This window comes from Streptomyces flavochromogenes, assembly GCF_000717595.1.
Taxonomy (GTDB): Bacteria; Actinomycetota; Actinomycetes; order Streptomycetales; family Streptomycetaceae; genus Streptomyces; species Streptomyces flavochromogenes.
In genome coordinates, this window is the sequence record NZ_JNZO01000001.1 from 493,897 (window position 1) to 518,732 (window position 24,836).

At 72.1% G+C, this 24,836-nt stretch carries 19 protein-coding genes; 8 read left to right on the forward strand and 11 right to left on the reverse strand.

The features are described 5' to 3' along the window. Positions 1–76: 76 nt before the first annotated feature. Positions 77–1,051: an ROK family protein gene (locus tag IF00_RS0101940; RefSeq protein ID WP_030313462.1), complete on the reverse strand. Its 975-nt coding sequence runs from the start codon at positions 1,049–1,051 to the stop codon at positions 77–79. Between the two features lie 362 nt (positions 1,052–1,413). Here IF00_RS0101940 and IF00_RS0101945 point away from each other — a divergent pair, with 362 nt between their 5' ends. Next, positions 1,414–2,049 carry a VOC family protein gene (locus IF00_RS0101945; RefSeq protein WP_030313464.1) on the forward strand — a complete coding sequence of 212 codons (636 nt, stop codon included), beginning with the start codon at positions 1,414–1,416 and terminating at the stop codon, positions 2,047–2,049. 417 nt (positions 2,050–2,466) lie between these two features. On the opposite strand, the gene IF00_RS0101950 is transcribed toward IF00_RS0101945, so the two are convergent. Beyond that, positions 2,467–2,997: a peptidylprolyl isomerase gene (locus tag IF00_RS0101950; protein WP_245234393.1), complete on the reverse strand. Its 531-nt coding sequence runs from the start codon at positions 2,995–2,997 to the stop codon at positions 2,467–2,469. A 438-nt stretch (positions 2,998–3,435) separates the two neighbouring features. On the opposite strand from IF00_RS0101950, the gene IF00_RS42500 reads away from it, so the two are divergent. Both IF00_RS42500 and IF00_RS0101955 read left to right on the forward strand, forming a co-directional pair. Beyond that, positions 3,436–3,768 (forward strand): hypothetical protein, encoded by a 333-nt coding sequence (locus IF00_RS42500; RefSeq protein WP_158710420.1) that lies wholly within the window; start codon positions 3,436–3,438, stop codon positions 3,766–3,768. Next, positions 3,710–4,468, forward strand: a complete 759-nt coding sequence (locus IF00_RS0101955) for a hypothetical protein (RefSeq protein ID WP_158710421.1) — start codon at positions 3,710–3,712, stop codon at positions 4,466–4,468. Before IF00_RS42500 ends, IF00_RS0101955 begins: the two co-directional genes overlap by 59 nt. Before the next feature lie 296 nt (positions 4,469–4,764). Here IF00_RS0101955 and IF00_RS0101960 read toward each other — a convergent pair whose 3' ends face one another. Next, complete coding sequence (locus IF00_RS0101960; protein WP_051819622.1) at positions 4,765–5,754, reverse strand: LysR family transcriptional regulator; 990 nt, start codon at positions 5,752–5,754, stop codon at positions 4,765–4,767. Positions 5,755–5,914: 160 nt separating this feature from the next. Between IF00_RS0101960 and IF00_RS42505 the strand changes: the two genes are divergently transcribed. The 4 genes from IF00_RS42505 (at position 5,915) to IF00_RS0101980 (ending at position 9,398) form a co-directional block, all read left to right on the forward strand. Next, positions 5,915–6,415, forward strand: a complete 501-nt coding sequence (locus IF00_RS42505) for a hypothetical protein (RefSeq protein WP_158710422.1) — start codon at positions 5,915–5,917, stop codon at positions 6,413–6,415. Positions 6,416–6,560: 145 nt separating this feature from the next. Then, positions 6,561–7,787 (forward strand): serine hydrolase family protein, encoded by a 1,227-nt coding sequence (locus IF00_RS0101970; RefSeq protein ID WP_030313474.1) that lies wholly within the window; start codon positions 6,561–6,563, stop codon positions 7,785–7,787. A gap of 29 nt (positions 7,788–7,816) precedes the next feature. Further along, entirely contained in the window at positions 7,817–8,314 is a 498-nt protein-coding gene (locus IF00_RS0101975; protein ID WP_030313477.1) for a hypothetical protein, read from the forward strand. Positions 8,315–8,900: 586 nt separating this feature from the next. After that, the gene (locus IF00_RS0101980) at positions 8,901–9,398 is read left to right on the forward strand and encodes a DUF6328 family protein (protein ID WP_030313479.1); all 498 of its coding nucleotides are present in this window, start codon (positions 8,901–8,903) and stop codon (positions 9,396–9,398) included. A gap of 384 nt (positions 9,399–9,782) precedes the next feature. Here IF00_RS0101980 and IF00_RS43340 read toward each other — a convergent pair whose 3' ends face one another. After that, entirely contained in the window at positions 9,783–10,154 is a 372-nt protein-coding gene (locus tag IF00_RS43340; protein WP_030313482.1) for a DUF6193 family natural product biosynthesis protein, read from the reverse strand. Next, positions 10,154–15,055, reverse strand: a complete 4,902-nt coding sequence (locus IF00_RS0101990; RefSeq protein WP_245234394.1) for an RHS repeat-associated core domain-containing protein — start codon at positions 15,053–15,055, stop codon at positions 10,154–10,156. Before IF00_RS0101990 ends, IF00_RS43340 begins: the two co-directional genes overlap by 1 nt. Positions 15,056–15,273: 218 nt before the next feature. Here IF00_RS0101990 and IF00_RS0101995 point away from each other — a divergent pair, with 218 nt between their 5' ends. Further along, entirely contained in the window at positions 15,274–15,999 is a 726-nt protein-coding gene (locus tag IF00_RS0101995; protein ID WP_030313486.1) for a dienelactone hydrolase family protein, read from the forward strand. 97 nt (positions 16,000–16,096) lie between these two features. Here the strand turns inward: IF00_RS0101995 and ispG are convergent, their stop codons facing one another. The 6 genes from ispG to IF00_RS0102025 are packed head-to-tail and all read right to left on the reverse strand — an operon-like array spanning position 16,097 to position 24,771. Beyond that, positions 16,097–17,254 carry a flavodoxin-dependent (E)-4-hydroxy-3-methylbut-2-enyl-diphosphate synthase gene (gene ispG, locus IF00_RS0102000; protein WP_030313488.1) on the reverse strand — a complete coding sequence of 386 codons (1,158 nt, stop codon included), beginning with the start codon at positions 17,252–17,254 and terminating at the stop codon, positions 16,097–16,099. Between the two features lie 40 nt (positions 17,255–17,294). Further along, a complete protein-coding gene (locus IF00_RS0102005) occupies positions 17,295–19,115 on the reverse strand; it encodes a 1-deoxy-D-xylulose-5-phosphate synthase (RefSeq protein WP_030313490.1) in 1,821 nt (606 codons plus the stop codon). A 17-nt stretch (positions 19,116–19,132) separates the two neighbouring features. Next, the gene (gene ispH / locus IF00_RS0102010; RefSeq protein ID WP_051819627.1) at positions 19,133–20,158 is read right to left on the reverse strand and encodes a 4-hydroxy-3-methylbut-2-enyl diphosphate reductase; all 1,026 of its coding nucleotides are present in this window, start codon (positions 20,156–20,158) and stop codon (positions 19,133–19,135) included. Beyond that, positions 20,155–23,877: an ABC transporter ATP-binding protein gene (locus tag IF00_RS0102015; RefSeq protein WP_051819628.1), complete on the reverse strand. Its 3,723-nt coding sequence runs from the start codon at positions 23,875–23,877 to the stop codon at positions 20,155–20,157. The genes ispH and IF00_RS0102015 overlap by 4 nt, the downstream gene beginning before the upstream one ends. A 47-nt stretch (positions 23,878–23,924) precedes the next feature. Then, the gene (locus IF00_RS40870) at positions 23,925–24,557 is read right to left on the reverse strand and encodes a 4'-phosphopantetheinyl transferase family protein (protein ID WP_051819629.1); all 633 of its coding nucleotides are present in this window, start codon (positions 24,555–24,557) and stop codon (positions 23,925–23,927) included. A 4-nt stretch (positions 24,558–24,561) separates the two neighbouring features. Further along, the gene (locus tag IF00_RS0102025) at positions 24,562–24,771 is read right to left on the reverse strand and encodes an MbtH family protein (protein WP_030313500.1); all 210 of its coding nucleotides are present in this window, start codon (positions 24,769–24,771) and stop codon (positions 24,562–24,564) included. Between the last annotated feature and the right edge of the window lie 65 nt (positions 24,772–24,836).

The following is a 24,836-nucleotide window of genomic DNA, read 5'->3' on the forward strand; positions in this document are numbered from 1 at the left end:
CTCGAAAGGCGCTCGGCGTCCGAGCTCACGGGTGCATTTGAGAGGGTTCGACCCGTATCCGGTGGAGGCCCTCGCGTCAGGTGGTCATCGGCCCGGTCGCGCCCGCGCCGGCCCGGTACAGTCCGGAGGCTGCGACGCCGGCGGCAGCTGCGCCGATCAACCCTGCGTCGAGAGCCAGTCCGGCGGGCACGACCGGAAGGTCGCGCGTGAAATCCAGGACGGCGAACGACTTCAGGTGGTGCCGCAGCGGCCCGAACAGCACGTCGCCCGCCTGGGAGACGCCGCCTCCGACGACGACCAGGTCGAGTTCGACGAGCGCGGCGGTGGCCGCGATGGCTGCGGCCAGGGCTCGGCCCGCCCGGTCGAACGCGGCGAGCGCCCTCGCATCGCCCGCACGGGCCGACGACTCGACCTCGCGGGCCGTGGCGGGAAGGCCGGCCGGGGGTGTCCAGCCCGATTCCAGCGCATGGGCCGCGATCGCCGTACCGCTGGCGTACCGCTCGACGCACCCCCGAGCGCCGCACGGGCACACCGGACCGTTCTGGTCCACGGTGATGTGCCCGATGTGACCGGCGTTCCCCGTCGTCCCGGAATGGACGGAACCGCCCAGGATCAGGCCGCCGCCGACCCCGGTCGACACGACCATGCACAGGGCATTCGCCGCGCCCTTCGCCGCGCCGATCCAGTGTTCCGCCGCCGCCATCGCGACCGCGTCACCGACAAGCACCGGCTCAACGCCGTCAGGGACGGCGGGATGGCTCCGCACCTGCTCCACCAGGGGGAAAGAACGCCAGGCCGGAATGTTCACCGGGCTCACCGTGCCCGCGAAGGTGTCCACGGGCCCGGCGCTCCCGATCCCCAGGCACGACAGCGCGCCCCACTCGGGGCAGGCTGCCAGCTCGTTCACGACCGCGGTCACCACGGCCATCATCGCCTGGGCGGACTCGCGCGCGGGCGTCGGCCGCTGCACCCTCACCACGACACGCCCCTCGGCGTCGATCAGCGCCCCGGCGATCTTCGTGCCACCGATGTCCAGCGCTCCGTACACCATCCGTCCAACCTCTCCAGAACTGTCAGAACTGTGCGAGGCACCACTCTGCCGAGCGATGACAACGTTGTCCAGAGAGTAACGGATCCGGTTAAGTCGCAGGACGGACGCGAGATCCAAGACGAACGTCTCTCGGAAGTGCCTAGCGCATGGTCCTGCACGCCGGATCGAAATCGTGTGGCAGCGGCTGATCGAGCCGGGCGTGGGCTCGACGAGGCTGCGGTGCCGCTGCCCGGCTTCAACCGGGCCTCCTCAGCCGGGATGGCGATGATCCATCCGCTCCACGGCTGAATCCACGGCGGACGCGGCCTGGGCGGCGGGCGTGGCGTCGGGATCTGGACGGGTTGTCGGGTGATGATGCCGAAGTGCGACTTGATCACGTGTCCTATGCGGTGGCCCGCGACAGCTTCGTCTCGACCGTCCAGCGGATCGGATCGGCTCTAGGCGCCGGGTTCGTCGACGGGGGCGTGCACCCGCGATTCGGCACCCGGAATTTCATCCTCCCGCTGAGCGGCGGCACCTACGTCGAGGTCGTCACCACACTCGACCACCCCGCCGCCGACCGCGCACCCTTCGGCCAGGCGGTCGCCCGCCGCGCCGCCGAGGGCGGCGGCTGGCTCGGTTGGGTGGTCTCCGTCGACGACATCGCCCCGGTCGAGGCCCGCCTCGGCCGCACCTCGACCGAGGGCCATCGTGTCCGCCCCGACGGGTTCGACCTGAGGTGGAAGCAGATCGGCCTGCTGGAACTGCTGGAGGACCCACAACTGCCCTATTTCCTGCAGTGGTTGGTCCCCAGCGAGAAGCGCCCGAGCGCCGACCCGCGCACCTCCACCACCATCCACGGAGTCTCCATCGCCGGCGACGCCACCTCCATCGCCGAATTCCTCGGCGAACCGGCCGACCACCCCCTCGACCAGGTTGACGTCACCTGGGTCGAAGATGAGGAACCGGGCCTGGTCTCGGTCGAGTTCGCCACCGCCCACGGCCCGGTCACGATCTGACCAGGGCCCGACTGAACCGCGGAAGCCGCCGGCCGGGGTCTCCTGGCCAGTGTCTTCTGACGGGAGGCGCGTCGCGGCGGACGATGCGGGGCCTCCCGGACGCCAGCCGGACAGCCGGAGGTGCATCGGCGACGGCCGATGGCTGAACACGCTCGGAGCTACGCGGGTCGGGCCGCCCGTACGCCCAGGACGGAGTCCGGCCCCGGCAGGGAGCCGGGACCGGACAACTGGTGCGGTGTCCAGGGGAAGCACCGTACGGAGTGCAGAGGTTGGGCCTTGGGCGCTCACCTAGTCTGGGCACAAGGTCCGAAGCCCTTCCCTTCCACACCCGGACGCTTCACTCGGTCGGCACAGTCCGCCTGGGGCGGCCGCCGGCGCCAGGCCAGCTCGTCGAGGGCGTGGCCACGTCACGGTGCGTCAATGCCGGCAAGACGGCCGGACGCGGAGCAGCTCGGTCCGCAGGACGGGTGTGCCGTCGACCGGTGCCGGGTTCTCCGCGGTCGGCTCGATGCCGGCGGCGGCGATCTTGTCGAGTGTCGTCAGGCCGTCGGGGCCGACCGTGCCGAACACCGTGTAGTTCGGTCGCAGTGCGGAGTCGCCGTAGACGACGAAGAACTGTGAGCCGTTCGTGTTCGGACCGGCGTTGGCCATCGCCAGCAGGCCACGCCCGTAGAGGCGGCGCGTGCCGGTGGGATCGGTGGGTGCGGGCGGCAGGTCCACCGGCAGCTCGTCCTTGTACTTGTACCCGGGGCCGCCCTCACCGGTGCCGGTCGGGTCGCCGCACTGCAGGACCTTCAGCGTCGGATACGCCGTCAGCCGGTGGCACACCGTACGGTCGTAGAACCCGTGTCGTGCCAGGTGCAGGAAACTCTGAACCGTGCACGGGGCCTTGGCCCGGTCCACGTGCAGCAGGAGCGAGCCCTGGCTGGTCGGAACTGCCAGGTCCACCGTGCCACGACTGGGGGTGCGCCGCGGGTCGGGCGGCAGCGGAACAGGCCGCGCCGGCGGCTCGTCCGGGGTCTGCGTGTACTGGCAGGGGCCGTGCGTGGTGCGTGGCGGAGCGCTGTCGGAAGCGGTGGCGACACTCCCCCCGGACACGACTAACGCCACGGCCGCGAATGCGCTGATCAGTGCTCGTCTCATCTTGCACGCCCTCCCGATGATCTCCAGGTCTTGGAGCGGTCGCAGTCTAGGGCGTGGTGTGGTCTACGGGAGTGGAAGTTCCGGCCGATCAGCGTGACCACAGCCCCATGCTTCAGGAAGGCACGCCCTTGCCCGCGCCGGGATCACGGGATCCGCAGCGTGGAGGCCGGCCATCAGGACTGCCGCCTCCGCCAACCGCGGGCGCCCTTACCGCACGTCGCGCGAGCGCTTATCGTCTTTTCCATGGCCTACGGGGTGTACCACACCAAGTACGGCATCACGATCAATCTGACCTTCGAGGATTTGGGCCACCCGGACCGCCCTGGACTGCTGGAGGAAATCACCCAGCCCGTCGGGGAGCGGGACCGTGATCTTCTGCAGTGCCTGACCGACTACCAGGGCGGCGATTGCCAGTGCGCACTCGCCGACAAGACACCGTGGATGTTCGTACGTCGGCAGCGCCGCGCCGGCCGCTCGCCCGGAGCGCCGCCGTACGGTTGGCATAGCGCCCCTCTGGGTGACCGGCGACGCGTCGTCGGAGATCATCGATCGCGCACCATGGGCGAGGGTGGATGACGTGCCCTGGCAACGCATCGTCTCGCCCCTGGCGATGATCCTCCGAGGTGGTGTGCGGCACCTCCAAATCTGGAAGTGCACCGCGAGCAGCGAGCGATCCGGCCCTGAAACGGGTTCCCACTGCGATAAGTTCCACAGCGGCTGGTTCCTGCCCGCCCTGTGCGTCCCGCAGGAACGCGCCACCGCTCTGGACGAACTCGTCGTCACCAGTGCCGACGGCGAGCACGTAGCCGTGCGTGTCCGCGACACCCAGGACCCACGGCGCGCCTCCTACCTCTGGGCGCTTGCCGAAGACGTGCAGCGGTGGCGCGACCTCACCGACGACGGCGAAGGCGAGCCGGAGGACCTGCCGGCGGATGACGAGCCGGTCACCTACACCGAAGAGGAACTCGACAGCTCCTGCCGCTACGGCAACCAGGACCGCCAGTACTTCAGCGACCCGCGTCCCCGGCGGGACATGATGTCCGCTACGGGCCTCCACACCTTCGACACCGCCCCCGATCACCCCTACCGAGCCCCCAGACGGCCGGTGCAGATGCGCCGCTTGTCCACCCGCGAGCGCGCGGTCATCGCAGACGAACTGGGCTGTCCGGTGTGGGAGATCGGGCCATGCGCGCTCTGCGCGGAGCCGATCCACCGTTACGGCCGGTCGAGTGGTCTCGCCTGCGTCAGCTGCAGGGCCACAACCCTGAGCAGGTGACGGATCACCGCCGCGAACGCACCGAACCGGCAACCGGGCACCCGCTCTCGTCGGCCGTGACGACGGCGACCGGCTACGGCGGTACCCGCGGCACCGTCACCCCGTACGGGTCGACGGCACAGGGGAACATCCCCGCGAAGACGGCCCCCGGCGCGTACAGCGTCGCCCTCCGGGGGCGCGGTCCCGACGTGCTCCGGCCCCTCCTGCACGTGCCGCCCGATGTCCACCGCCGGACGCTGGGAGGGACAGCGGCCCGGGGTCCCGCTCCCGGAGTGGCCGCGACCTGTGACGTGGGGTCAGTCCTCAACCTGGCTCCTGCCCCGGGCGGCCCCCCGGTCCCGCGCCGAGGCCACGTGTCCGGCAGCTGCCACCACGGCCTCGACGAGCGGTTCCGTGCGGTTCTCCCTCAGCCAGGCGAGGCCCGCCGTGGACGGGGGCAGGTCCGTGACCTCGACGTAGCGGATGCCGGGGCGCGGGAAGAGGTCGCGCGCGGCGGCCGGCAGGAAACACATGCCCTTGCCCTGGGCGACGAGGTGGAGCAGGCCCTCCAGGTCCGAGGCGACGGGTCCGTACCGGACCGGGGTGCCGTCGGGTCGCGGGTCGGCGGCCCAGAAGTCCCACCAGAGCCGTGGCACCTGCGGCGGGACGTCGATCACCGGGTGTCGGGCCAGCTCGGCGAGGGTGATCCGGTCGCGGTCCGCGAGCGGGTCGCTCGCCGAGAGGCAGGCCAACCGCGGCTCTGTGGCCAGGTGTTGCACCTCGACGCCGGGCGGGACCGGTGGACGGAGGAAGGCGACATCGACGTCATGGCGGAACAAGGCGTCGAAGTGGTCGGCGAAGTGGAGGCTGACCACGTCGACCTGGACCAACGGGTGCCGTTCGTTGAGCAGACGCAGCACGGCGTGCGTATAGGGCATCGCCGCTTCCGCGCCGATGGTGCCGACGACGAGCCGTCCGGAGAGCCTGCGCGCCTGCGTCGAGGCGCTGCGGCTCAGCCGCTCCATGGCCGCCACCACGCCGCGCGCGTCCGCCAACAGCACCCGGCCCTGCGGGGTGAGGGTCACGGCCCGGCTCGAACGGTCGAACAGCCGCACCCCGAGGCGCTTTTCCAGGTCTCTGATCTGCTGGCTCAGCGCCGACTGCGTGATGAACAGCCGGGCGGCGGCGCGCGAGAAGTGGAGTTCCTCCGCGAGGGCGACGAACAGCCGGAGTTGATGGGCGCTCGGCGTCCGCGGGTCGGGGCCCGTCGGTGCGGCGCCTCCAGCGGCCGTTTCGCCAGTAACCATGATGAATCCCTTATCGATCGTCTTGCATGTCGCATGGCCACAGGCGATGACATGGACGGAGACCGAGTGGAAGGCTCGGCTCTCAAGCGACGCCCCGTGCCGACTCCTTGGTTCCGCAGGGCCGTCCGACCAGTGCATTCTCGACAACGGGGGCCGAAACATGTCTGTGAGACGAGCGGTGGCGATGCTCGCCGCCCTCCTGGCCGTGCTGTTCGGCGCCGGCGCCGTTCAGGCGTCGTCGCCGCAGGCCGGCACGACCACCCGCGCGGTGAGCAGCGCGCCGCCCACGGCTGAGGCCGCGCCCCTCGCGGCCCAGGCGTCGTGCACCGCCCGCAACGTCAGCCACTACGACGCGTACACGGGGCGGACCTGGACGCGTGACTGGGTGTGCGGCAATCGTGCCGGAGCCCCGCTGCGCGGCTGCGGCAGCTTCATCCCCGCGTGCCCGGTGATCGGCTGGATCGACACCTCGCCGAGCTGGTTCGTGTGCTGGGCCAGCGGCCCCCCGCACAGCGGCGGCAACAACATCTGGTACTACACCATGGGTGACCGCATCGCTCCCGGTCGGGAAGGCAATCACGGGTGGGGCTTCATCCCCGCCGTCGACGTGTGGACGTCGGTCGATCCCTGGCCTGGCATGACGGAGTGCAACATCCCGTAGGCGTCCGGAAGTCGTCCGCCCGGGCCGCTCCCGTGGAGCCCCTCGCGTCCCGCCAGGGGCTCCGCGCCGCGGTCGCGCCGCCCTCGTCCGGCCGGCCCGTTCCGAGACCAGTGCGCCCTCACACCAAGCGAGGACCCCTCACGACATGTTCCGCATCGCCCGACACTCCCACACCACCGCTCGCCGTACGCCTCGGCGCCTGCTCGCCGCGACCGCGGCCTTCCTCTCCCTCTCCTTCACCGGCGCGGCACTCCCGCACTCCGCCTCGGCCGCGACGGAACCGTCGGGTGCCACCGTGTCGGCCACGCCCGCGAGCCCCCAGGTTCCCGCCGGGGTCACGGCGGGCGTGGCCGTGTTCGACCGGCAGACCGGGACGTTCACCGAACAGCTCGCCCCGGCCGCCACGTTCCGGTCCGCGTCGGTCGTCAAGCTCCTGCTCGCCCTCGACTTCCTGTGGAACCGCAGCCCCGACACCCTCCCGGCCGCCGACCGCACGCGGCTGGACGTCATGCTCCGCAGCAGTCAGGACGCCGCCGCCAACCACTACTGGTCGGCCTACGGCGGGCCGGCGATCGTCGCGCGCATGGTCACGCGGCTCGGGCTCTCCGACACCGCTCCCCCGCCGGCGGGTTACGAGGGGTACTGGGGCTACACGGCCATGTCGGCCCGCGACATCGTCAAGACCTACCGGCACATCCTGGAGTCCGCTCCCGCGCCGGTTCGTGACTTCGTCATGGAGCGTCTGCGCCAGTCGACCCGGTGCGCCTCGGACGCCTTCGACCAGCACTTCGGCATCGCCGCCTCGTTCGACCGCCCGTGGGCCGTGAAGCAGGGCTGGTCGGGGAGTTACGCGAAGGGGAACTGCGGCTCCGGAAGCACCACCGCGGCCCGTGGGAGCGACACCTCGGCTCCCGCGTCCGTCGGCGCGGGTGACGCGAGCGTCGACCTGAGCCGACCGGCGCTGCACACGACCGGCACCGTCGGGACCGGTGACCGTTCGATCGTGGCCGTCCTCACGCTGCACCCGGACGGCACGTCGTACGGGAAGGCGTACACCGACCTCGGCCGGCTGACCCGTTCCCTGAACGTTCCCGGCGGAACGGCGCCGAAGGGGAAGTGGTACGGGACGTGGGGTCAGGACGTCGCCGTCCGGAGGGAACCGGTCGTCGGGGACAACCTGCTGACCCGGCTCCCGGCCGGCGTGGAGGTGCTGGTGGGCTGTCAGAAGAAGGGGCAGCTCGTCTCCGTCCCGCCGTACACCAACGACTGGTGGGCGTATCTGCCGCAGTACGGGGGCTACGTCACCAACATCTACATCAGCCATCCGGACAACCAGTTGCCGGACGTACCGCTGTGCACGAGTACGAAGTGAACCCGGGGATTCCCGGAGAAGGAGTGACGATGTCGCGTACCTGGCGTTCCACCCTCGGTGTGGTCGGTGCCCTCCTGTGGGTGCTGGTGTCCGCCTTCGCGGCGGGCCCGGCCCAGGCTGCGGCCTCGGACGGGCCTCGCGAGGGCGGCGGCCACACCATGGTCATGCCGCCGGCGCCCCGCGGCGAGGGGCCGTCCTCGCGTGCCGTGGCGGCCGTGTCGCCGACGGTCTCGCCCTGGGCGGACTACGTGCACACGTCGTCGGGCAGTCCCGTCACGTGCGCGTCGGGGAATCTCTGCACCGGGGTCTGGGACCCGGTGGTGGGCAAGTACAAGGTCTTCTTCCTCTACCGGTGCCAGCAGTACTCCCTGTCCCACTGGAACGGCGTGGGCCAGGTGGTCAACAACCAGGTCGGCGCCGCCGCGTTCTTCTACGGCCAGAACGGCCAGGTGCTGGACGTCGTCCTGCCGGAGCCCACGCCCTTCACGTACGACTGGACGCCCGTGTGGTCCATCCGGAACTGCTGAGCGGCGCGCGTCGACGCAGCCCGGGACCCGGGCGGCTCCGCCCGGTGGTCGTGGTCGCCTTCGGCGGCCTCGGCCACCGGGCGGCCTGCGTGACCACCCGGGACGGACCGGCTCAGGCCGGCGGCGGGGCGGTCCGGCTCCGGCGCGCGCACGGCGGGCACCGCGCGGGTGATGCCGTGACCGAGCAGCCAGGAAGGCACCGTGACGCCCGCGCCGTGGCCGCGGCTTCCAGCCGAGCCGGGCGCACCAGGTCCCCTGCCCGCCATGAGGAAGGGTGCGAACGGCATCCGGAACACCACCGGGACGGACAGCAGGGCCCACCAGTCGCCCGAATGACCGAACACCGTCCGGCATCCCCGAGACTCCAGCCGTCCCTCAGGACTCCTGCCCCGCGAGACGCCGGTCGTGCGGACGCGGGGGAGCCCATGGACCCGGACGACCGTACGCACTGACCGGGTCGCAGCCGTCTTCGTCTCCGGCCCGGCCGTCCCGAAGCCGAACGCTTGCGCATGCATCGAACGAGACTGCGAATGCGTGTCGTGATCCGGGGCATAAGGGCGCCACGATCGCGACGGAGGAGACGAGTGTGAGCGGTACGGATAGTCGGAGAACCACGCGTGACGAGACGCACGAGGAACGTGCGGATCGCCGGTGGACGGAGCTCATGCAGGAGATACGGGTCGCGCAGACCGGAGTGCAGATCATGCTGGGCTTCCTGCTCACCGTGGTCTTCACCCCGACCTTCCAGAACCTGGGACAGACCGACAGGACGATCTACCTGATCACGGTCGTGCTCGGTTCCCTGGCCACGGGGGCCCTCATCGCACCGGTGGCGTTTCACCGCATCGTGTCAGGACGAAACCTCAAGCCCCAGGGCGTCGCCTGGGCCTCGCGGCTGACCTTCGCCGGCCTCGTGCTGCTCCTTGCCACGCTGACGTCCTCGCTCTTCCTGATCCTGCGCGTGGCGACGCACGACCACTACGTACCGTGGCTGGTGGCCGGAGTCGTGGCCTGGTACCTGTGCTGCTGGTTCGTCCTGCCCTTCTGGGCGCGCTCCCGCTACGCCGGCCGCGACGGGGTCTGACGGCGACGCCGGCCCGGCCCAGGGTCAAGGGCGTAGCTCACTGCACCGACAGGGGCGTCGCACAGCAAGGATCTCAGGAAGATCGATCGGATCCGGGAGGGGGCTGCCGCCGGGCGTCCCGCACATGGTCGCGCGGCCGTCGCACCGCCCGGCCGGCCTCCGTCCCGAACGACAGGAAGCATCGAGCACCGCCACCCCGCGATGCGGGTTCGGATGGGTCGCCACGATGTCAGCTGCCATGTCCAGGACCAGGAGCGCCGCCGCCACATGGGTCGGGTTGTCCTCCACCTTGACGGCCGAGAGTTCGTGGGCGTCCCTCACCACTCACGCGTATACCGCATCACGACAGATCGACGACCAAGGCACTGTTGAGCCTGACACGCGTCACAGATCGTCCGGAGTGCCGTCCACGGCCGGGCCGCAGCCCTCGGGAAGGCTGGCCGCGATCAACGCGTACGCCTCCTCCACGGTCCCTGCCACGCCGACGAGCGTGCGGTCGGACTCGCGCCGGACGCGGTAGCCGCCGGCGACCTGGGGGAAGGCGGTCGGCACGTCGTGTGTCCACGGGTACCGGGTGCACCGGCTCAGGTAGAGGACGCCGTGGCCGACCATGGGGAACAGCGTCCGCAGGGCCGGATGGCCGTAGGCGGTGCGGGGAACGATCGGATCGATGCGTTCCGGGCCGTAGGCCAGGACCGTCGCCCACTCCGCGGCCACGATGCCCCGTGCGTTCCGGATCTTGTCGTCGTCGGTCATCAGTCGGCGTTCCTCAGATAGTCGGGGAGTTCGTTCCTCAGGTTGTCCGGAAGTCTGGACAGGTCCGGCATGATCTCGGGAATGTCGGGCCTGGGTACCTTGATCTCCCTGTACCCCCCGTTCTCTTGGTCCTCCTCGTCACGGGTGTACCAGTGGATGTCGTCCCAGGACCGGCCGGAACGCCGCTCCTCAGGGTCCTGCCACGCGGTGTCCCCGTCGTAGTTGCGCACCGCGTAGGCCACTTCGCTCATCTCCCACGCGGTTCCGTCACCGCGCCGAGGATAGTGGCTCTCGTGTCGGCTGTTGAACTGGGCTCCGTGCTGCGCCGCTGTCTGGAAGGCGTCCACGATGTCTTCGGGAGTGCTCCAGTTACCCACCTCACCGCGGCTGTTCGGCATTCCGTCCAGGGTGATGGACAGGGTGGTGTTGCGGTCCCCGACGGCGGCCATCACGTTCGTCATCCAGACCGGACCTCCGGCCTCCTCACCGGCGTAGTCGGGCCCGTTGTACGTGTGTGCACCCGGGTAGCCCGGCTCCGACGGGTTGTTGCGAAGGAACTTCGCGAGCGACTCCGACGGGTGGTGCGGCGGCACGTCCACGCCGAGGACCACGCTGTGCCGGGGCCTGTCCGCGCCCCGGTGGGGGCAGCCGGCCAGGCCCAGGGGGTCGGTCCAGGTCGTCGGGTTGTCGACGTACGCGACTGCGTTCGGGGCCGGGACCAGGCCGAGCGGGTCCGGGGAGACGTAACGGCCGCAGTCGGGGTCGTAGTGGCGGTGGCGGTTGTAGTGGAGGCCGGACTCCGGGTCGAAGTACTGGCCGGGGAAGCGGAGCGGCGTGTACGCCGTCGCGCCGCGCTTCCAGGTGGTGGTGCCCCAGAGCGTCGCGCGGGTGCGCCATGCGACCTCGCCCTGTTCGTCGACGAGCTCGCGCGGGGTGCCGATCAGGTCGGTGACGACGGCGAAGAAGCGGCGGTCCACTTCGGACTGATTCAGGAGCCGCCGTTCGACCTGCGTGACCGGGGTCGCTCCGTCGTGGTCCCAGGTGAGGGCGACGGACTCGGCGGAGTCGGGTGACACGCTCGTCTGTTCGCACAGGAGGTCGCCGTCCCAGGTGAAGCGCGTCTCCTCGGCCACCGATGTGCCGTCTGCCGACAGGCGTTGCTTCGCGACCCGGCGCCCCATCGCGTCGTAGAGGTAGCGCCAGCAGGTGCGGTCCGGGGTGGTGACCGACACGAGGCGGTCCTCGGCGTCCCAGCCGTAGCGCCAGGTCTCGGGCTTCCTGGAGAGGCGGGTCTTCTGGCGCAGGACGACCCGGCCCTGCGCGTCGTACTCGTAGCGGACGCGGCCCGCTCGGGTGAGGCGGGTGCCGGTGTACGCGCGTGAGCCGGTGCCGGCGTCGCTGCCCGGCCAGTCCGCCTCTGTCTGGTTGCCGGCCTCGTCGTAGGCGTACCGCTCGCTCCAGTCCTCCGCGGTCACGGCGGTGACCCGGCCCGCCCGGGTCAGCTCCAGCTGTCGACGGCCCGCAAGCCGATCGTCGACGGCCGTGAGGTGGCCGTCGGGGCGGTAGGTGTACGCGCGCTGCTGTACGGGCCGGTCTCCCGCGCCGCGCACCCTCTGGTCGGTCAGGCGGCCCAGCGCGTCGTAGGCGTGCTCGATGGCCAGGGTGTCGCCGATCCGGCGGGTGATCTCGCGGCCCGCCTCGTCGAACTCGAAGACCACCCGGTGCCCCGAGGCGTTCAGTTCGGCGCGCAGGTCCGCCGGGAAGGACCAGGTGCTGACGGCCCCCGAGGGAGTCGTGCGGCGAATTCTGCGACCGGACGCGTCGTAGACATGGGTCAGTTGGCGGCCGTCACACGCCTCCCGCAGAATGCGGCCGGACGGGTCCCGTACGAACGACAGCTCGGCATCGGGACCGATCGCGCTCGCCAGGTGGCCGTGGATGTCGTAGCCGAAGCGGGTGACGGCGCCCTCGGCGTCCTTGGCGACCACACGGCCCGCCACGTCGCGCTCGTAGCGGACCGTCTGTCCGGCACCGTTCGTCCGGGCGGCGAGGCGGCCCAGCGCGTCATGGGCGTAGGCAAGCGTGCGGCCGTCGAAGTCCGTCTCCGCCACGAGACGTCCGGCCCGGTCGTACGTGTAGGTCCACGTGAGCCCCTGCGGGCTGGTGACGCCCGCGAGGCGCAGCTCCGTGTCGTGCGCGAACTCGTGCCGCGCGCCGTCCGGTGTGGTCCGGGCTGCGACCAGGTCGAAGTGGGTGTACTCGAACCGTGTCTCGCCGCCGAGCGCGTCGGTGTGGACCAGGCAGTTGCCCTCGCCGTCGTAGATCCAGGACTGCTGGGAGCCGTCCGGGGCCGTGTGGCGGGCGAGCTTGCCCTCGACGGTCCATTCGAGTGCGGTGGTGCGTCCGCGCGGGTCGGTGATGCGGACCGCGCGGCCGAACGCGTCGCGGGTGTAGCGGGTGACCGCTCCGAGCGGGCCACGGGCGACCAGCGGGAGACCGGCCGGATCGCAGCGCAGCCGGTCCAGCTCCCCGAGGGAGTCGGCGATCCCGGTGAGGTGGCCCGAGGCGTCATGGGTGAGCCGGGTCGTGGAGCCGTCCGGGCGGGTGAAGAGCGTAGGGTTGCCGTGCTCGTCGTACTCCTGCCGGGACGTGGCGCCGTCGGGGCCGGTGACGGAGACGAGCTGGTGCCGCTCGTTGTAGGTGACATCGGCCGTGGAGCCGTCCGGGTGGGCGACCCGGGTCAGATTCCCGTGCTCGTCGTAGGTGTAGTCCGTGGTCAGGCCGAGCACGTCGGTCCGGGACAGCAACCGGTCATCGCTGTCCCACGTCTGGTGGCTGGTGTGTCCGAGCGGGTCCGTCACGGCGGTCACCAGGAGGCGACCGTTGAGATGGTAGGTCTTCGTGGCGCCGAACGAGTCCGTGTAGCGGGTGATCCGGTCGCCCGTCTCGGCGTGGACGTCGTAGGCGAACGTGGACGACAGGAAGCCGTCGGGGCCGACCGTCCGGACGACCCGGCCCGCGCCGTCGTAGACGTAGCGGAAGGTCGAGTCGTTGCGGTCGGTCCAGGAGGTGATCCGGGCGTCCGGGTCGTAGGTGAGGCGGAACGGCAGCCCGGAGGAGTCGGTGAGGGCGTCGAGGTTGCCCTGCGGGTCGTAGCCGTAGCGCAGGACGGTGACCGGGCCGTCGGGCGTGCGCAGCGCCAGTTCCCGTACACGGGCGTCCTCGACGGCGAGCGTGACCAGATAGCCGCCGTCGTGGGCAACGGCCGTCGGGGCGCCGTCGGACATCCGGGTGACGGCGATCCGGTTGAGGTGGCGGTCGGAGATCCCGGTGAGCCAGTACGCGGACGACGCCCTGTACGGGCCTCCGGTGAAGGAGCGCGTCAGGCCGGAGTGCGGGTCCGTGATCCGGTACGTCGTCTCGGCGTTCTCGTGCCCGCCGTGGACGAGGGGCAGCCGCGCACCCTCCAGGGGCAGGACGCCTTCGGTGTCGTCCGGCAGCGGCAGTCGGGGGTAGACCAGGAGGGAACCGTCCTCCCGGGCCCAGACGGCGCCACCGCCCAGCGGGTCGAACTCGATCCGCTCGTCCAGGGTCGAGGCCCAACTGCGCCCGAACCAGTGGCCGTAGCGGTACTCCGAAAGGTGTGTCCGGCGCAGGACGAGCGGCAGGGTGCCAGGCAGGGACAGGTCGGTCTGCGGGAGCGTCATCTCGCCGGTGGCGACGTCGACCGGGTCGTTCTCGCAGGTCTTCTTCTCCAACGAGATGCTGTTGCGGCGGGGATCGTCCTTCGCGTCCTTGAGGGCGTTCGCCTTGGTGCGGGAGGAGTCCCGCCCGGCGGGTCGGGAGCCGGCACCGGCGGAGCCGCCGTCCGGCCCGGCGTCCGGGTCCTTGCGTTGCCGGGCGAACCGGTCCCTGATGTCCTGGTCGGTCTTCTTCTGATTCTCGGATATCGCCTTGACCGCCTTCGGCAGTGTCGTGCCCAGGTGGTCGCCCATCTCCTTGGTGGCCTTTCCGAGGGCCTCCATCGCCTTGTCGACCACAGGGTCCAGAGCACCGGCGATGTCGTCCCTGCCACGGGTCCTGCTGTGCTGAGACCTGGCCTTCGTCAGCTTGCCCGCGGTCTTGCCGTGGACGCCGGCACTGACCAGGTTCAGCTTGGTGCCGGCGCGGTCGTGTTCGGCGTGGTCGATGCTCACACCCTTTCCCGCCCCGCGCGCAGAGCCGACGGGGGTGCCGGCGGAAGCGAGGTGCAGGGCGTCCTTGGCCCCCGCCACGCCCTCGTCGAAGCCGTCCTTGCCGGCCTGGCCCACCTGGTTCACGTCCACGCCGTCCTGGAGACCGAGGGCGTCCGCCCCGAGCTGGACCACCAGATCGGCGGCCATGCTCTCCAGAGCGGCGACGGCCGGTTCCGTCATCGCGGAGACGATGTACGCGACGACCTCCTCCAGGCACTCCTTGATGCCCTTGCGGATGGCCTGCTGGGCGACCCCGATCGCCACGCCGCCGATGAGCATGGACAACCCGCCGGTGACCGGGATCAGGGCGATCGAGACGCCTGCCTTGCCGGCCAGCACGCCCAGGTGACCGAGTGCCACGTACTTCATGGCTTCGATCGCCATCGCGGCGTTGTCCAGGGCACCCGCGATGGTGCGGGCGGCTCCGGCGATGTCCTTGATGTGCTTGTCCTTGACCTTGCCCCAGTGGCCGCTGACCGCGTCGATGGCCTCGCCGTGGCCGGACGACAGCAAACGTTGCACATGCTGGTTCGCAAGGTGACCGTCGTCTTCGATGTCCTCGGCGAACTCCCTCAGCGAGTCCGCCATGTCCCGATAGGCGTCCTCGTCGACGTTCGGCCAGTTGACACCGATGACGTCAAGTAGGGTGTCGGCCCAATCGGGCACGGTTACAGCCACAGTTCGAAGTCCCCCCGCATGAGACACCATTCGCTGAATGCATCTGCGAAGACACTCTCATGGTGACAGTTCGTCGATCAACTGAAGCCCCTCTTCACGGCCGCGGCGGTGAGGTAGGCCGAACGCGGCTGAACAGCAACGGTGTTCGCTCTGCCGTCGGTGAACACCACGCCGGGCGGGCGGAACAGTGATTACCGTCGGTTCGCATGACGACGATCACCACCCGTACGGTCGCCTACCCGGCCGACAACCTGACGATGATCGGACACCTCGCGCTCCCGGCCGGTGCCGAGCGCCGGCCCGCAGTCCTGATCGGACCCGAGGGGACAGGGCTCAGCGATGTCGAGCGCCGCCGGGCCGAGGCTCTGGCCGAGCTGGGGTACGTGGCGCTGGCCTTCGACCTCCACGGCGGACGGTACTTGGACGACCCGGAGGACATGCTGGCCCGTTGCATGCCGCTGCTGGCCGACCCCGACCGGCTGCGAGCAATCGGTCACGCGGCGCTCGACGTGTTACGTGCCGAACCACGGGCCGACCCCGACCGGACCGCCGCCGTCGGGTACGGCACCGGGGGCGCCGTCGCACTGGAGCTCGGTCGCGATGGCGTCGACCTGCGCGCGATCGGGACGGTCAACGCACTGACCACGGGCCGACCGGGCGAGGCGGCACGCATTCGCTGCCCGGTATGGGCCGGGGTCGGGTCGGAAGACCCGATCATGCCGCCCGCGCAACGGGCAGCGTTCACCGAAGAGATGCAGGCCGCGGGCGTCGACTGGCGCCTCGTGACCTACGGAGGAGCCCTTCACGCCTTCCACCACCCCTCGGTGGACCACAAGGTGCGTCCCGGCGTCGGCTATCACCCACGGCACGCAGAGCGAGCCTGGCGTGACATCGTCGCCCTGCTCGCCGAGTGCCTGCCCGTCACGGATTGACCCGGTCGGCTCCTGGTCCTCCTCGATCCTGTCCGCCGTCGGCGACCGACGCCGTGCGCGGGGGCCCGGCCGGACGGCCGGGCCCCCGCGCACGGCGTCAGCCCACGGCCATCACCTCGGGCGTGCCCGTGCCGAGGGCGGAGGTGTCGAAGGCGTCGGCGAGCCGCAGCGCCTCCTCGATCAGCGTCTCGACGATCTTCGACTCCGGTACGGTCCGGACGACTTCGCCCTTGACGAAGATCTGGCCCTTGCCGTTGCCGGAGGCGACGCCGAGGTCGGCCTCGCGGGCCTCTCCGGGGCCGTTGACGACGCAGCCCATCACGGCGACGCGCAGCGGGACCTCCATGCCCTCCAGGCCGGCGCTCACCTCGGCGGCGAGCTTGTAGACGTCGACCTGGGCGCGGCCGCAGGACGGGCAGGAGACGATGTCCAGCTTCCGCGGGCGCAGGTTGAGCGACTGAAGGATCTGGTCGGCGACCTTGACCTCCTCGACCGGGGGCGCGGAGAGCGAGACCCGGACCGTGTCGCCGATGCCCTGGCGCAGCAGCGCGCCGAAGGCGACGGCGGACTTGACGGTGCCCTGGAAGGCCGGACCGGCCTCGGTGACGCCGAGGTGCAGGGGGTAGTCGCAGGCGTCGGCGAGGAGTTCGTAGGCGCGGACCATGACCACGGGGTCGTTGTGCTTCACGGAGATCTTGAGGTCGTGGAAGTCGTGCTCGGCGAAGAGGCTCGCCTCCCACAGCGCCGACTCCACCAGGGCCTCGGGGGTGGCCTTGCCGTACTTCTTCAGCAGCCGGGCGTCCAGGGAGCCGGCGTTGACGCCGATGCGGATGGGGGTGCCGTGGTCCTTGGCGGCGCGGGCGATGTCCTTGACCCGGTCGTCGAACTTCTTGATGTTGCCGGGGTTGACGCGGACCGCGGCGCAGCCCGCCTCGATGGCGGCGAAGACGTAGCGCGGCTGGAAGTGGATGTCGGCGATCACCGGGATCGGCGACTTGGCGGCGATCGCGGGCAACGCGTCCGCGTCGTCCTGGGAGGGGCAGGCCACCCGCACGATGTCGCAGCCCGCGGCGGTGAGTTCGGCGATCTGCTGGAGGGTGGCGTTGACGTCCGAGGTGAGCGTGGTCGTCATGGACTGCACCGAGATCGGGGACCGGCTGCCGACGCCGACCTTGCCGACCTGGAGCTGGCGGGTGGGGCGGCGGGCGCCGAGTACCGGGGCGGGCATCGACGGGATGCCGAGCGCGACCGTCATGGGGTGTCTCCTGCTCTGGTGAGGGTGAGGGCCGGGCGGTTCACTGGTCGGCGCCGACGGGCTGCGGTGCCAGGTCGTCGATCGAGACGGAGCCGTCGCGGCCGGCGAGGGCCTCGACGACGGCGCGGGCGATGTGGCGGCCGGTCAGGCCGTGGGCGGCGAGGATGTCGTCGCGGCGGCCGTGGTCCAGGAAGCGCTGGGGCAGTCCGAAGGTACGGACGGGGGTGCGGGCGCCCGCGTCGGCGAGGGCCTGGGCGATCGCCGCTCCGGCGCCGCCGCTGCGGCCGCCGTCCTCGACCGTGGCGACCAGCGAGTGGCCGAGGCCGAGCTCCACGAGGGCGGCGGGGACGGGGGCGATCCAGCGCGGGTCGACGACGGTGACGCCGAAGCCGTGCTCCGCGAGGCGGTCGGCGGCCTCCAGACAGACCCCGGCCATGGCGCCGACGGAGACGAGCAGGACGTCCCGGGCGTCCGAGTCCGCGCGGCGCAGGACGTCCATGCCGTCGAGGGTGGCGACGGCGGGAATGTCGGGGCCCGCGGAGCCCTTGGGGAAGCGGAGCGCGGTGGGGCCGTCCTGGATCGCGAGGGCCTCGCGCAGGGCGCGGCGCAGGGTGGCGGCGTCGCGCGGGGCGGCCACGCGCAGGCCGGGGACCATCTGGAACAGCGACAGGTCCCACATGCCGTTGTGGGAGGCGCCGTCGTCGCCGGTGACGCCGGCCCGGTCGAGGACGAAGGTGACCGGGGCGCGGTGCAGGGCGACGTCGAGCAGCATCTGGTCGAAGGCCCGGTTGAGGAAGGTCGCGTACACCGCCACGACGGGGTGCAGTCCGCCGAGGGCGAGGCCGGCGGCGGAGGTGACGGCGTGCTGCTCGGCGATGCCGACGTCGAAGGTGCGGTCGGGGAAGCGCTCGGCGAAGGCGGTGAGTCCGGTGGGGGCGAGCATGGCCGCGGTGAGGGCGACCACGTCGGGGCACCGGGCGCCGAGTGCGGCGAGCTCCTCGCCGAACACGTCGGTCCAGGCGGGTTCCGGGGCGGGTCGCGGCGCGGTGCGGGCGGCGGGGCGGGGGCGTACGGCGTGGAAGCGGTCGGCCTCGTCCTGTTCGGCGGGGGCGTGGCCGCGGCCCTTCTCGGTCAGGCAGTGGACGACGACGGGTCGGCCGAGTCCTGCGGCGTGGCGCAGGGCCTCTTCGAGGGCCGCGATGTCGTGTCCGTCGACGGGTCCGACGTACGCGAGGCCGAGGTTCTCGAAGACGGAGTGCGGGGGGCGCTCCTCGGTGCGCAGGTGCGCCAGGTGGGCGGGGATGCCGCCGACTGTGGGGGCGTAGGAGCGGGTGTTGTCGTTGAGGACGACGACGACCGGGCGGTCGGCGCCGTCGGCGAGGTTGTTCAGGGCCTCCCAGGCCATGCCGCCGGTGAGGGCGCCGTCGCCGATGACGGCGACGACGGCGCGGTCGGTGGCGCCGGTGAGCCGGTGGGCCTTGGCGAGGCCGTCGGCGTAGGACAGGACGGTGGAGGCGTGGGAGTTCTCGATGAGGTCGTGCGCGGACTCGGTGCGCGAGGGGTAGCCGGAGAGTCCGCCCGGCTGGCGCAGGGTGCCGAAGGCGGCCGCCCGGCCGGTGATGATCTTGTGGGGGTAGGTCTGGTGCCCGGTGTCCCACAGGATCTGGTCGCGCGGGGACTCGAAGACCCGGTGCAGGGCGAGGGTGAGCTCGACGACGCCGAGGCTGGGGCCGAGGTGGCCGCCGGTGCGGGTGACCTCCTCGACGAGGAGGCGCCGGATGTCCGCGGCGAGCTCCTCGGTCTGCGGGAGGGTGAGCGCGCGCAGGTCGTCGGGTCCGTGGACCGATGCGATCGACGTCATGGCAGATCCTGTTCTGGTCACAGGGCCTCATCGGCCAGGGGGGTCCGGGGTACTCGGCCGGTGACGGGGTCGGCCAGCCGGGCGGGCATGGAGAAGACGACGTCCTCGGCGATGCCGTCGTCCAGTTCGACGTCGTGCCAGCCGAGTGCGGCGAGCCGGTCGAGGAGTCCGCGGACGAGGATCTCCGGGGCGCTGGCGCCGGAGCTGACGCCGATGCTCGACGCCCCGGCGAGCCAGGTCGCGTCGAGGTGGCCGGCGTCCGGGACGAGGTACGCGGCGCTGCCGTGCTCCCGGGCGACCTCGACCATGCGGATCGAGTTGCTGGAGTTGCGGGAGCCGACGACCAGGACGAGGTCGTTGCGGCGGGCGAGGGCCTTGACGGCGTTCTGGCGGTTCTGGCTGGCGTAGCAGATGTCGCCGTCGGCGGGGCCGGCGAGGTCGGTGAAGCGGGCGCGCAGCGCGTCGACGACCCGCCGGGTCTCGTCGAAGGACAGGGTGGTCTGGGTCAGGTAGGCGACCGGCGCGTCGTCCGGCAGGTCGAGGGCGGCGACGTCGTCCTCGTTCTCGACCACGATGGTGCGCTCGGGGGCCTCGCCGCGGACGCCCTCGACCTCCTCGTGGTCGGCGTGGCCGACCAGCAGGATGGTCCGGCCGTCGCGGGCGTAACGGACGGCCGCCTGGTGGACCTTGGAGACCAGCGGGCAGGTGGCGTCGATGACTTCGAGCCGGCGCTCCGCGGCGCCGCCGCGCACGGCGGGCGAGACGCCGTGGGCGGAGAAGACGCACACGGCGCCCTCGGGCACCTCCTCCTCGCTGTCGACGAAGCGGGCACCGCGCTTCTCCAGCTCGGCCACGACGTGGTGGTTGTGCACGATCTCCTTGCGCACGTACACCGGGGCGCCGTGGAGGTCGAGGGCGCGTTCCACGATGCCGATGGCACGGCGCACCCCGGCGCAGAAACCGCGCGGCTGGGCGAGGACGACGCGCGGGGGCCGGTCGTCGGCCGGGGCGTCCGGGCCGGCCGGCTGGATGGTGGCGCTCATGAAGCGTTCCGTTCGTAGGAGTCGTGGGTGGGGGTTGCGGGCCGTGGGACGGTGGCCGCGGGCGGGCGCCCCTGCGAGGCGCGCCACAGTGCGGCGTAGGTCCCGTCCAGGGCGAGGAGTTCGTCGTGGGAGCCGTCCTCCCGGATCCGGCCCTCGTCGACGACGACGATGCGGTCGGCTCGGGAGGCGACGCTGAGGCGGTGGGCGACGATCAGGGCGGTACGGCCGCTGACGAGGCGTTCGGTCGCCCGGTTGACCAGCGCCTCGGTGGCGAGGTCGAGGGCGGCGGTGGCCTCGTCGAGCAGGAGGACGTCGGGGCGGACGAGTTCGGCGCGGGCCAGCGAGATCAGTTGCCGTTGACCGGCGGAGAGGTTGCGTCCGCCTTCGGTCACGCGGTGGTCGTAGCCGCCGTCGAGGTCGCTGAGGGTGTCGTGGGCGCCGACCCGGCGGGCCGCGTCGACCGTCTCTGCGTCGGTGGCGTCGGGCCGGCCGTAGGCGATGGCCTCCCGGACGGTTCCGGCGAAGAGGTACGGCTCCTGGGGGACGACGCCGAGCCGCTTCCGGTAGGCGGTGAGGTCAAGGTCGCGCAGGTCGGTCCCGTCGACGCGGACGGTTCCGCGGGTCGGGTCGTGGAACCGGGCGGCGAGCTTGACGAGGGTCGACTTGCCGGCGCCGGTCGTGCCGACGAAGGCGACGGTCTGGCCCTGCGGGATGCGCAGCCGGATCCCGGTCAGCGCCGGGCGGCCGTCGCGGTAGTGGAAGTCGACGTCGTCGAAGACGAGTTCGCCGCGCAGGGAGGGGACGGGGAGCGCGTCGGCGGCGACCGGGGTGGTGCTGCGCAGCCGGAGCAGATCCCGGATCCGCAGCAGGGACACCCGCGCCTGCTGGTATCCGTCGAACAGCTGGGAGAGCTGCTGCACCGGGACGAAGAACAGGTCCAGGTAGAGGAGGTACGCGACGAGGGCGCCGACCGTCATGGTGCCCGCGGCCACCCGGTGGGCGCCGACGGCGAGCACCACGGCGGTGACGGAGGCGGCGAGGAACTGGATGAACGGGAAGTAGCGGGCGGACAGGAGCTGGCCGCGGACCCGGGCGCGCCGGTAGGCGTCGCTGTGCCGGGCGAAGGCGGTGACGACGGACTCCTCGCGGCGGAACGCCTGGACGGTGCGCATGCCGGCCGCGCCTTCCTGGAGTGCGCCGTTGACGACGGCGAGCCGTTCCCGGGCGTCGGTGTAGCTGCGGGCGGAGGCCCGGCGGAAGACGACGGTGGCGAGGGCGATCGGCGGCAGGACGGCGAGGACGACGAGGAGCATCCCGGCGTCGGCGGCGCCGAGCGCGACGAGCACGCCGAGCAGGGTGAGGGCGCTGACGAGCACGCTGAGGAGGCCGGTCTGGAGGAAGGAGGAGAGCGAGTCGACGTCGGTGGTCATCCGGGTGAGGGTGCGGCCGGACGCCTCGTTCTCGAAGTGGTCGAGCCCCAGGCGGTGCAGGTGCGCGAAGACCCGGATCCGCAGCCCGTACAGCAGCCGCTCCCCTGTGCGTCCGGTGACCCGGACCGCGGCCCACTGGACGGCGTACTGGGCGAGGACGAGGGCCAGTGCGGCGAGGGAGGCCGTGGCGACGGCGGTGAGGGCGAGGTGGTGGGCTCCGCCCTCGATGCCGTGCCGCAGGACGAAGGGCAGGGTGAGCCCGGCGAGCGCGTCGGCGACGACCAGGCCGAGGCCGAGGGCGAGCGGCAGGCGGTAGCCGCGCAGCAGGTGGCGCAGCCCGAACTCGCTCGTGCCGTCGGCCCGGGGGTCTCGGGCGGCCTCCGCCTCGTCGACATGAGGGAGATCGAGGGCCGGCGGCAGTGCCGCGACGCGGGCCTGCATGCGCGTGGCCGCGGAGTGCGGGGCGGCGGCGGTCTTCGGGGTGGCCGGGGCGGGGCGCTTCCGGTGCCCCGCGGGGGCCTGCGGCTGGGGGGCGGCTTCCTCGGCCGGCGCCGTGGCGGGCTCGTGCTGGAGGATCGTGCGGTAGAGCGGGCAGCGGGCGGTGAGTTCGTGATGGGTGCCGAGGTCGACGATCCGGCCGTGGTCGAGGACGGCGATCCGGTCGGCTAGCGCGAGGGTGGAACGGCGGCGGGCGACGATCAGGGTGGTGCGGCCCCCGGCCCGGTCGCGCAGGGCGTCGTGGATGCGCTGTTCGACGCGGGCGTCGACGGCGGAGGTGGCGTCGTCGAGGACGAGGACACGGGGCGCTGCGGCGAGCGCCCGGGCGAGGGCGAGGCGCTGGCGCTGTCCGCCGGACAGGGCGCCGCGTTCGCCGATGACCGTGGCGTAGCCGTCGGGCAGGTCGGCGACGAAGGCGTGGGCCTGGGCGGTCCGGGCGGCGGCGTGGATCTCGGCGTCGTCGGCGTCGGGACGGCCGTAGGCGATGGCCTCGCGGACGGTTCCGGTGAGCAGGGCGGTGTCCTCGGGGACGCCGGCGACGGCGCCGCGCAGGGAGGCGTAGGTCAGGTCGCGGACGTCGGCGCCGCCGATCCGCACGGTTCCCTCGGAGACGTCGTGGAAGCGGGAGAGGAGCTGGGCGAGGGTGGACTTGCCCGATCCGGGGGCGCCGACGAGGGCGAGCGTCTCGCCGGGTTCGATGCGGAGGGAGAGGTCGGTGAGGACGGGCCGGCCGGGGCCGTACGCGAAGGTGACGTGGTCGAACTCGACGCCGAGGGGGCCGTCTTCGGGCAGTCGGCCCGCGCCTTCGGTCAGCACCGGGCGGGTGTCGATCACTTCGAGGACCCGCTCGATCCCGGCGCCGGCCTGCTGGCCCATGGTGAGCAGTGCGGCGAGGGTCTTGACGGGGCCGACGAGCTGGGCGAGGTAGGCGGAGAAGGCGAGGAGGGCGCCGAGGCTCAGTTGGCCGCGGGCCGCCAGCCAGCCGCCGACCGCGAGGGCTCCGACCTGTCCGAGGGAGGGCACACACTGGAGCGCGGGCCCGTAGCGGGCGTTGAGCCGTACGGCGCGCATACGGCCGGCGAAGAGCCGCCGTGCGGCGAGGGCCAGCCGGTCCATCTCCCGCTGTTCCTGGCCGAATCCCTTGACGACACGGATGCCGGCGGTGGAGCTGGCGACGACTCCGGCGACGGCGGCGGCCTGGTTCTGGGCGTACCAGGTCGCGGGGTAGAGCCAGGTGCGGCTGCGTCGGCCGATGAACCACAGTGCGGGGACCAGGGCGAGCGCGACCAGGGCGAGCAGCGGGGAGAGCGTGGCGATGAGGATCAGGGAGACCGCCAGCAGGGCCGCGCTGGAGATCGCGGTGGGCAGGGTGGAGACGAGTCCGAAGACCATGTTGAGGTCTCCGGAGGCGCGGCCCAGGAGCTGACCGGTGCTCAGTTCGTCGCGGCGTACGCCGTCCAGGCGGGAGAGCGAGCGGAACAGGTCGACCCGCAGGTCGTGCTGGACGTCGGCGGCGAGCCGTCCGGCGTACAGGCGGCGCAGGTACGCGGCGAGGTAGCCGAGGGCGGCGACGGCGAGCAGTGCTCCGGTCCACAGGGCGGCGGAGCGGGCAGGGCGCAGGACGACGTCGTCGACGATCACCATCGTGACGAGGGGGACGAGGGCGCTGGTCGCGGTCCCGAGGAGCGCGGCGAGGACCGCGACCAGCACGCTGCGCCGGTGCCGCAGACAACGGCGGGCCAGCCGCCCGGTCCAGGAACCCCGGTCGGTGTCGTCGGTGGGGTGCGTCATTCCGGGGCCTCCTCTCGTGAGGGTGGTGGGTGGGGTGCGGTGGGGGGTCATGCGTCGCAGTGGCGCAGGTCGACCGGTGCGCCCGGGGCGCCGAGGCCGGCGACCGCGAGGACGTGCGAGCCGTGCGGGCCGGTGCCGGTCGGCAGGACCGTGCAGGCGGCCCCGGTCCCGCCGGGCAGGGCGCTCAGGGCGGGCGTCCTGCCCGTGGCGGAGGGCGGGGGCCAGTGCGGGGGGTGGAGCAGCGGCTGGGTGAGCCCGCCGTGGGCGAGTCCGTGGCCGCGGGCCTTGCCGACGGCCTCCTTCTGGGTCCAGAGCCAGTAGAAGGCGGGGACCCGGTCCGCCGCGGGGAGGCGGCCGAGCCAGTCGGCGTCGGCGGGGGCGAACCAGCGCCGGGCCATGGCGAGGGCGGGCAGCGGCCGTACGGTCTCGATGTCGACGCCGACCGGGTTCCGGGCCAGTGCCACGGCCCGGGCTCCCGGACTGTGGCTCACGCTCACGTGGAGCCGGGCGGCGGCTCCGGTGAGCCGGGGGCGGCCGCCGGGTTCGTGGGCGAGCCCGATCCGGTGGAGCGGGCTGCCGGTGAGCTCCGCGGCGGCGCGCAGCAGCGTGGTGTGCGCCGCGCGCCGTTCGCCGGAGGCGACGGGGCCCCAGAGCACCGTGACGGCGTCGGGGCCGGTCACCGGGTCAGGACGCCATCGCGCGGACGAGGCTCTTGGGGCGCATGTCCGTCCAGTTGGCCTCGATGTGGTCGAGGCAGGCCTGGCGGTCGTTCTCCGCGAAGGCGACCTCCCAGCCGGCCGGGACCTCGGCGAAGTCCGGCCACAGGGAATGCTGGCCCTCGTCGTTGACGAGGACGAGGTAGCGGCCGTCGGCGTTCTCGAACGGGTTCGTCATTTCTTTTCCCTTTTCTGTTTCCCGAGGTTACTGCTTGTTTCCGTCGCCATTCTTTCTAACCAATC

Excerpts from the sequence above, each read along its gene's own strand:
- IF00_RS0102025 (WP_030313500.1), bottom strand. The coding sequence starts at position 24,771 with ATGACGAACCCGTTCGAGAACGCCGACGGCCGCTACCTCGTCCTCGTC.
- IF00_RS0102015 (WP_051819628.1), bottom strand. The coding sequence starts at position 23,877 with ATGACGCACCCCACCGACGACACCGACCGGGGTTCCTGGACCGGGCGG.
- IF00_RS0101960 (WP_051819622.1), bottom strand. The coding sequence starts at position 5,754 with ATGGTTACTGGCGAAACGGCCGCTGGAGGCGCCGCACCGACGGGCCCC.
- IF00_RS0102005 (WP_030313490.1), bottom strand. The coding sequence starts at position 19,115 with ATGACGTCGATCGCATCGGTCCACGGACCCGACGACCTGCGCGCGCTC.
- IF00_RS43340 (WP_030313482.1), bottom strand. The coding sequence starts at position 10,154 with ATGACCGACGACGACAAGATCCGGAACGCACGGGGCATCGTGGCCGCG.
- IF00_RS0101995 (WP_030313486.1), top strand. The coding sequence starts at position 15,274 with ATGACGACGATCACCACCCGTACGGTCGCCTACCCGGCCGACAACCTG.
- ispG (WP_030313488.1), bottom strand. The coding sequence starts at position 17,254 with ATGACGGTCGCGCTCGGCATCCCGTCGATGCCCGCCCCGGTACTCGGC.
- IF00_RS42505 (WP_158710422.1), top strand. The coding sequence starts at position 5,915 with ATGTCTGTGAGACGAGCGGTGGCGATGCTCGCCGCCCTCCTGGCCGTG.
- IF00_RS0101940 (WP_030313462.1), bottom strand. The coding sequence starts at position 1,051 with ATGGTGTACGGAGCGCTGGACATCGGTGGCACGAAGATCGCCGGGGCG.
- ispH (WP_051819627.1), bottom strand. The coding sequence starts at position 20,158 with ATGAGCGCCACCATCCAGCCGGCCGGCCCGGACGCCCCGGCCGACGAC.
- IF00_RS0101975 (WP_030313477.1), top strand. The coding sequence starts at position 7,817 with ATGTCGCGTACCTGGCGTTCCACCCTCGGTGTGGTCGGTGCCCTCCTG.
- IF00_RS0101970 (WP_030313474.1), top strand. The coding sequence starts at position 6,561 with ATGTTCCGCATCGCCCGACACTCCCACACCACCGCTCGCCGTACGCCT.
- IF00_RS42500 (WP_158710420.1), top strand. The coding sequence starts at position 3,436 with ATGGCCTACGGGGTGTACCACACCAAGTACGGCATCACGATCAATCTG.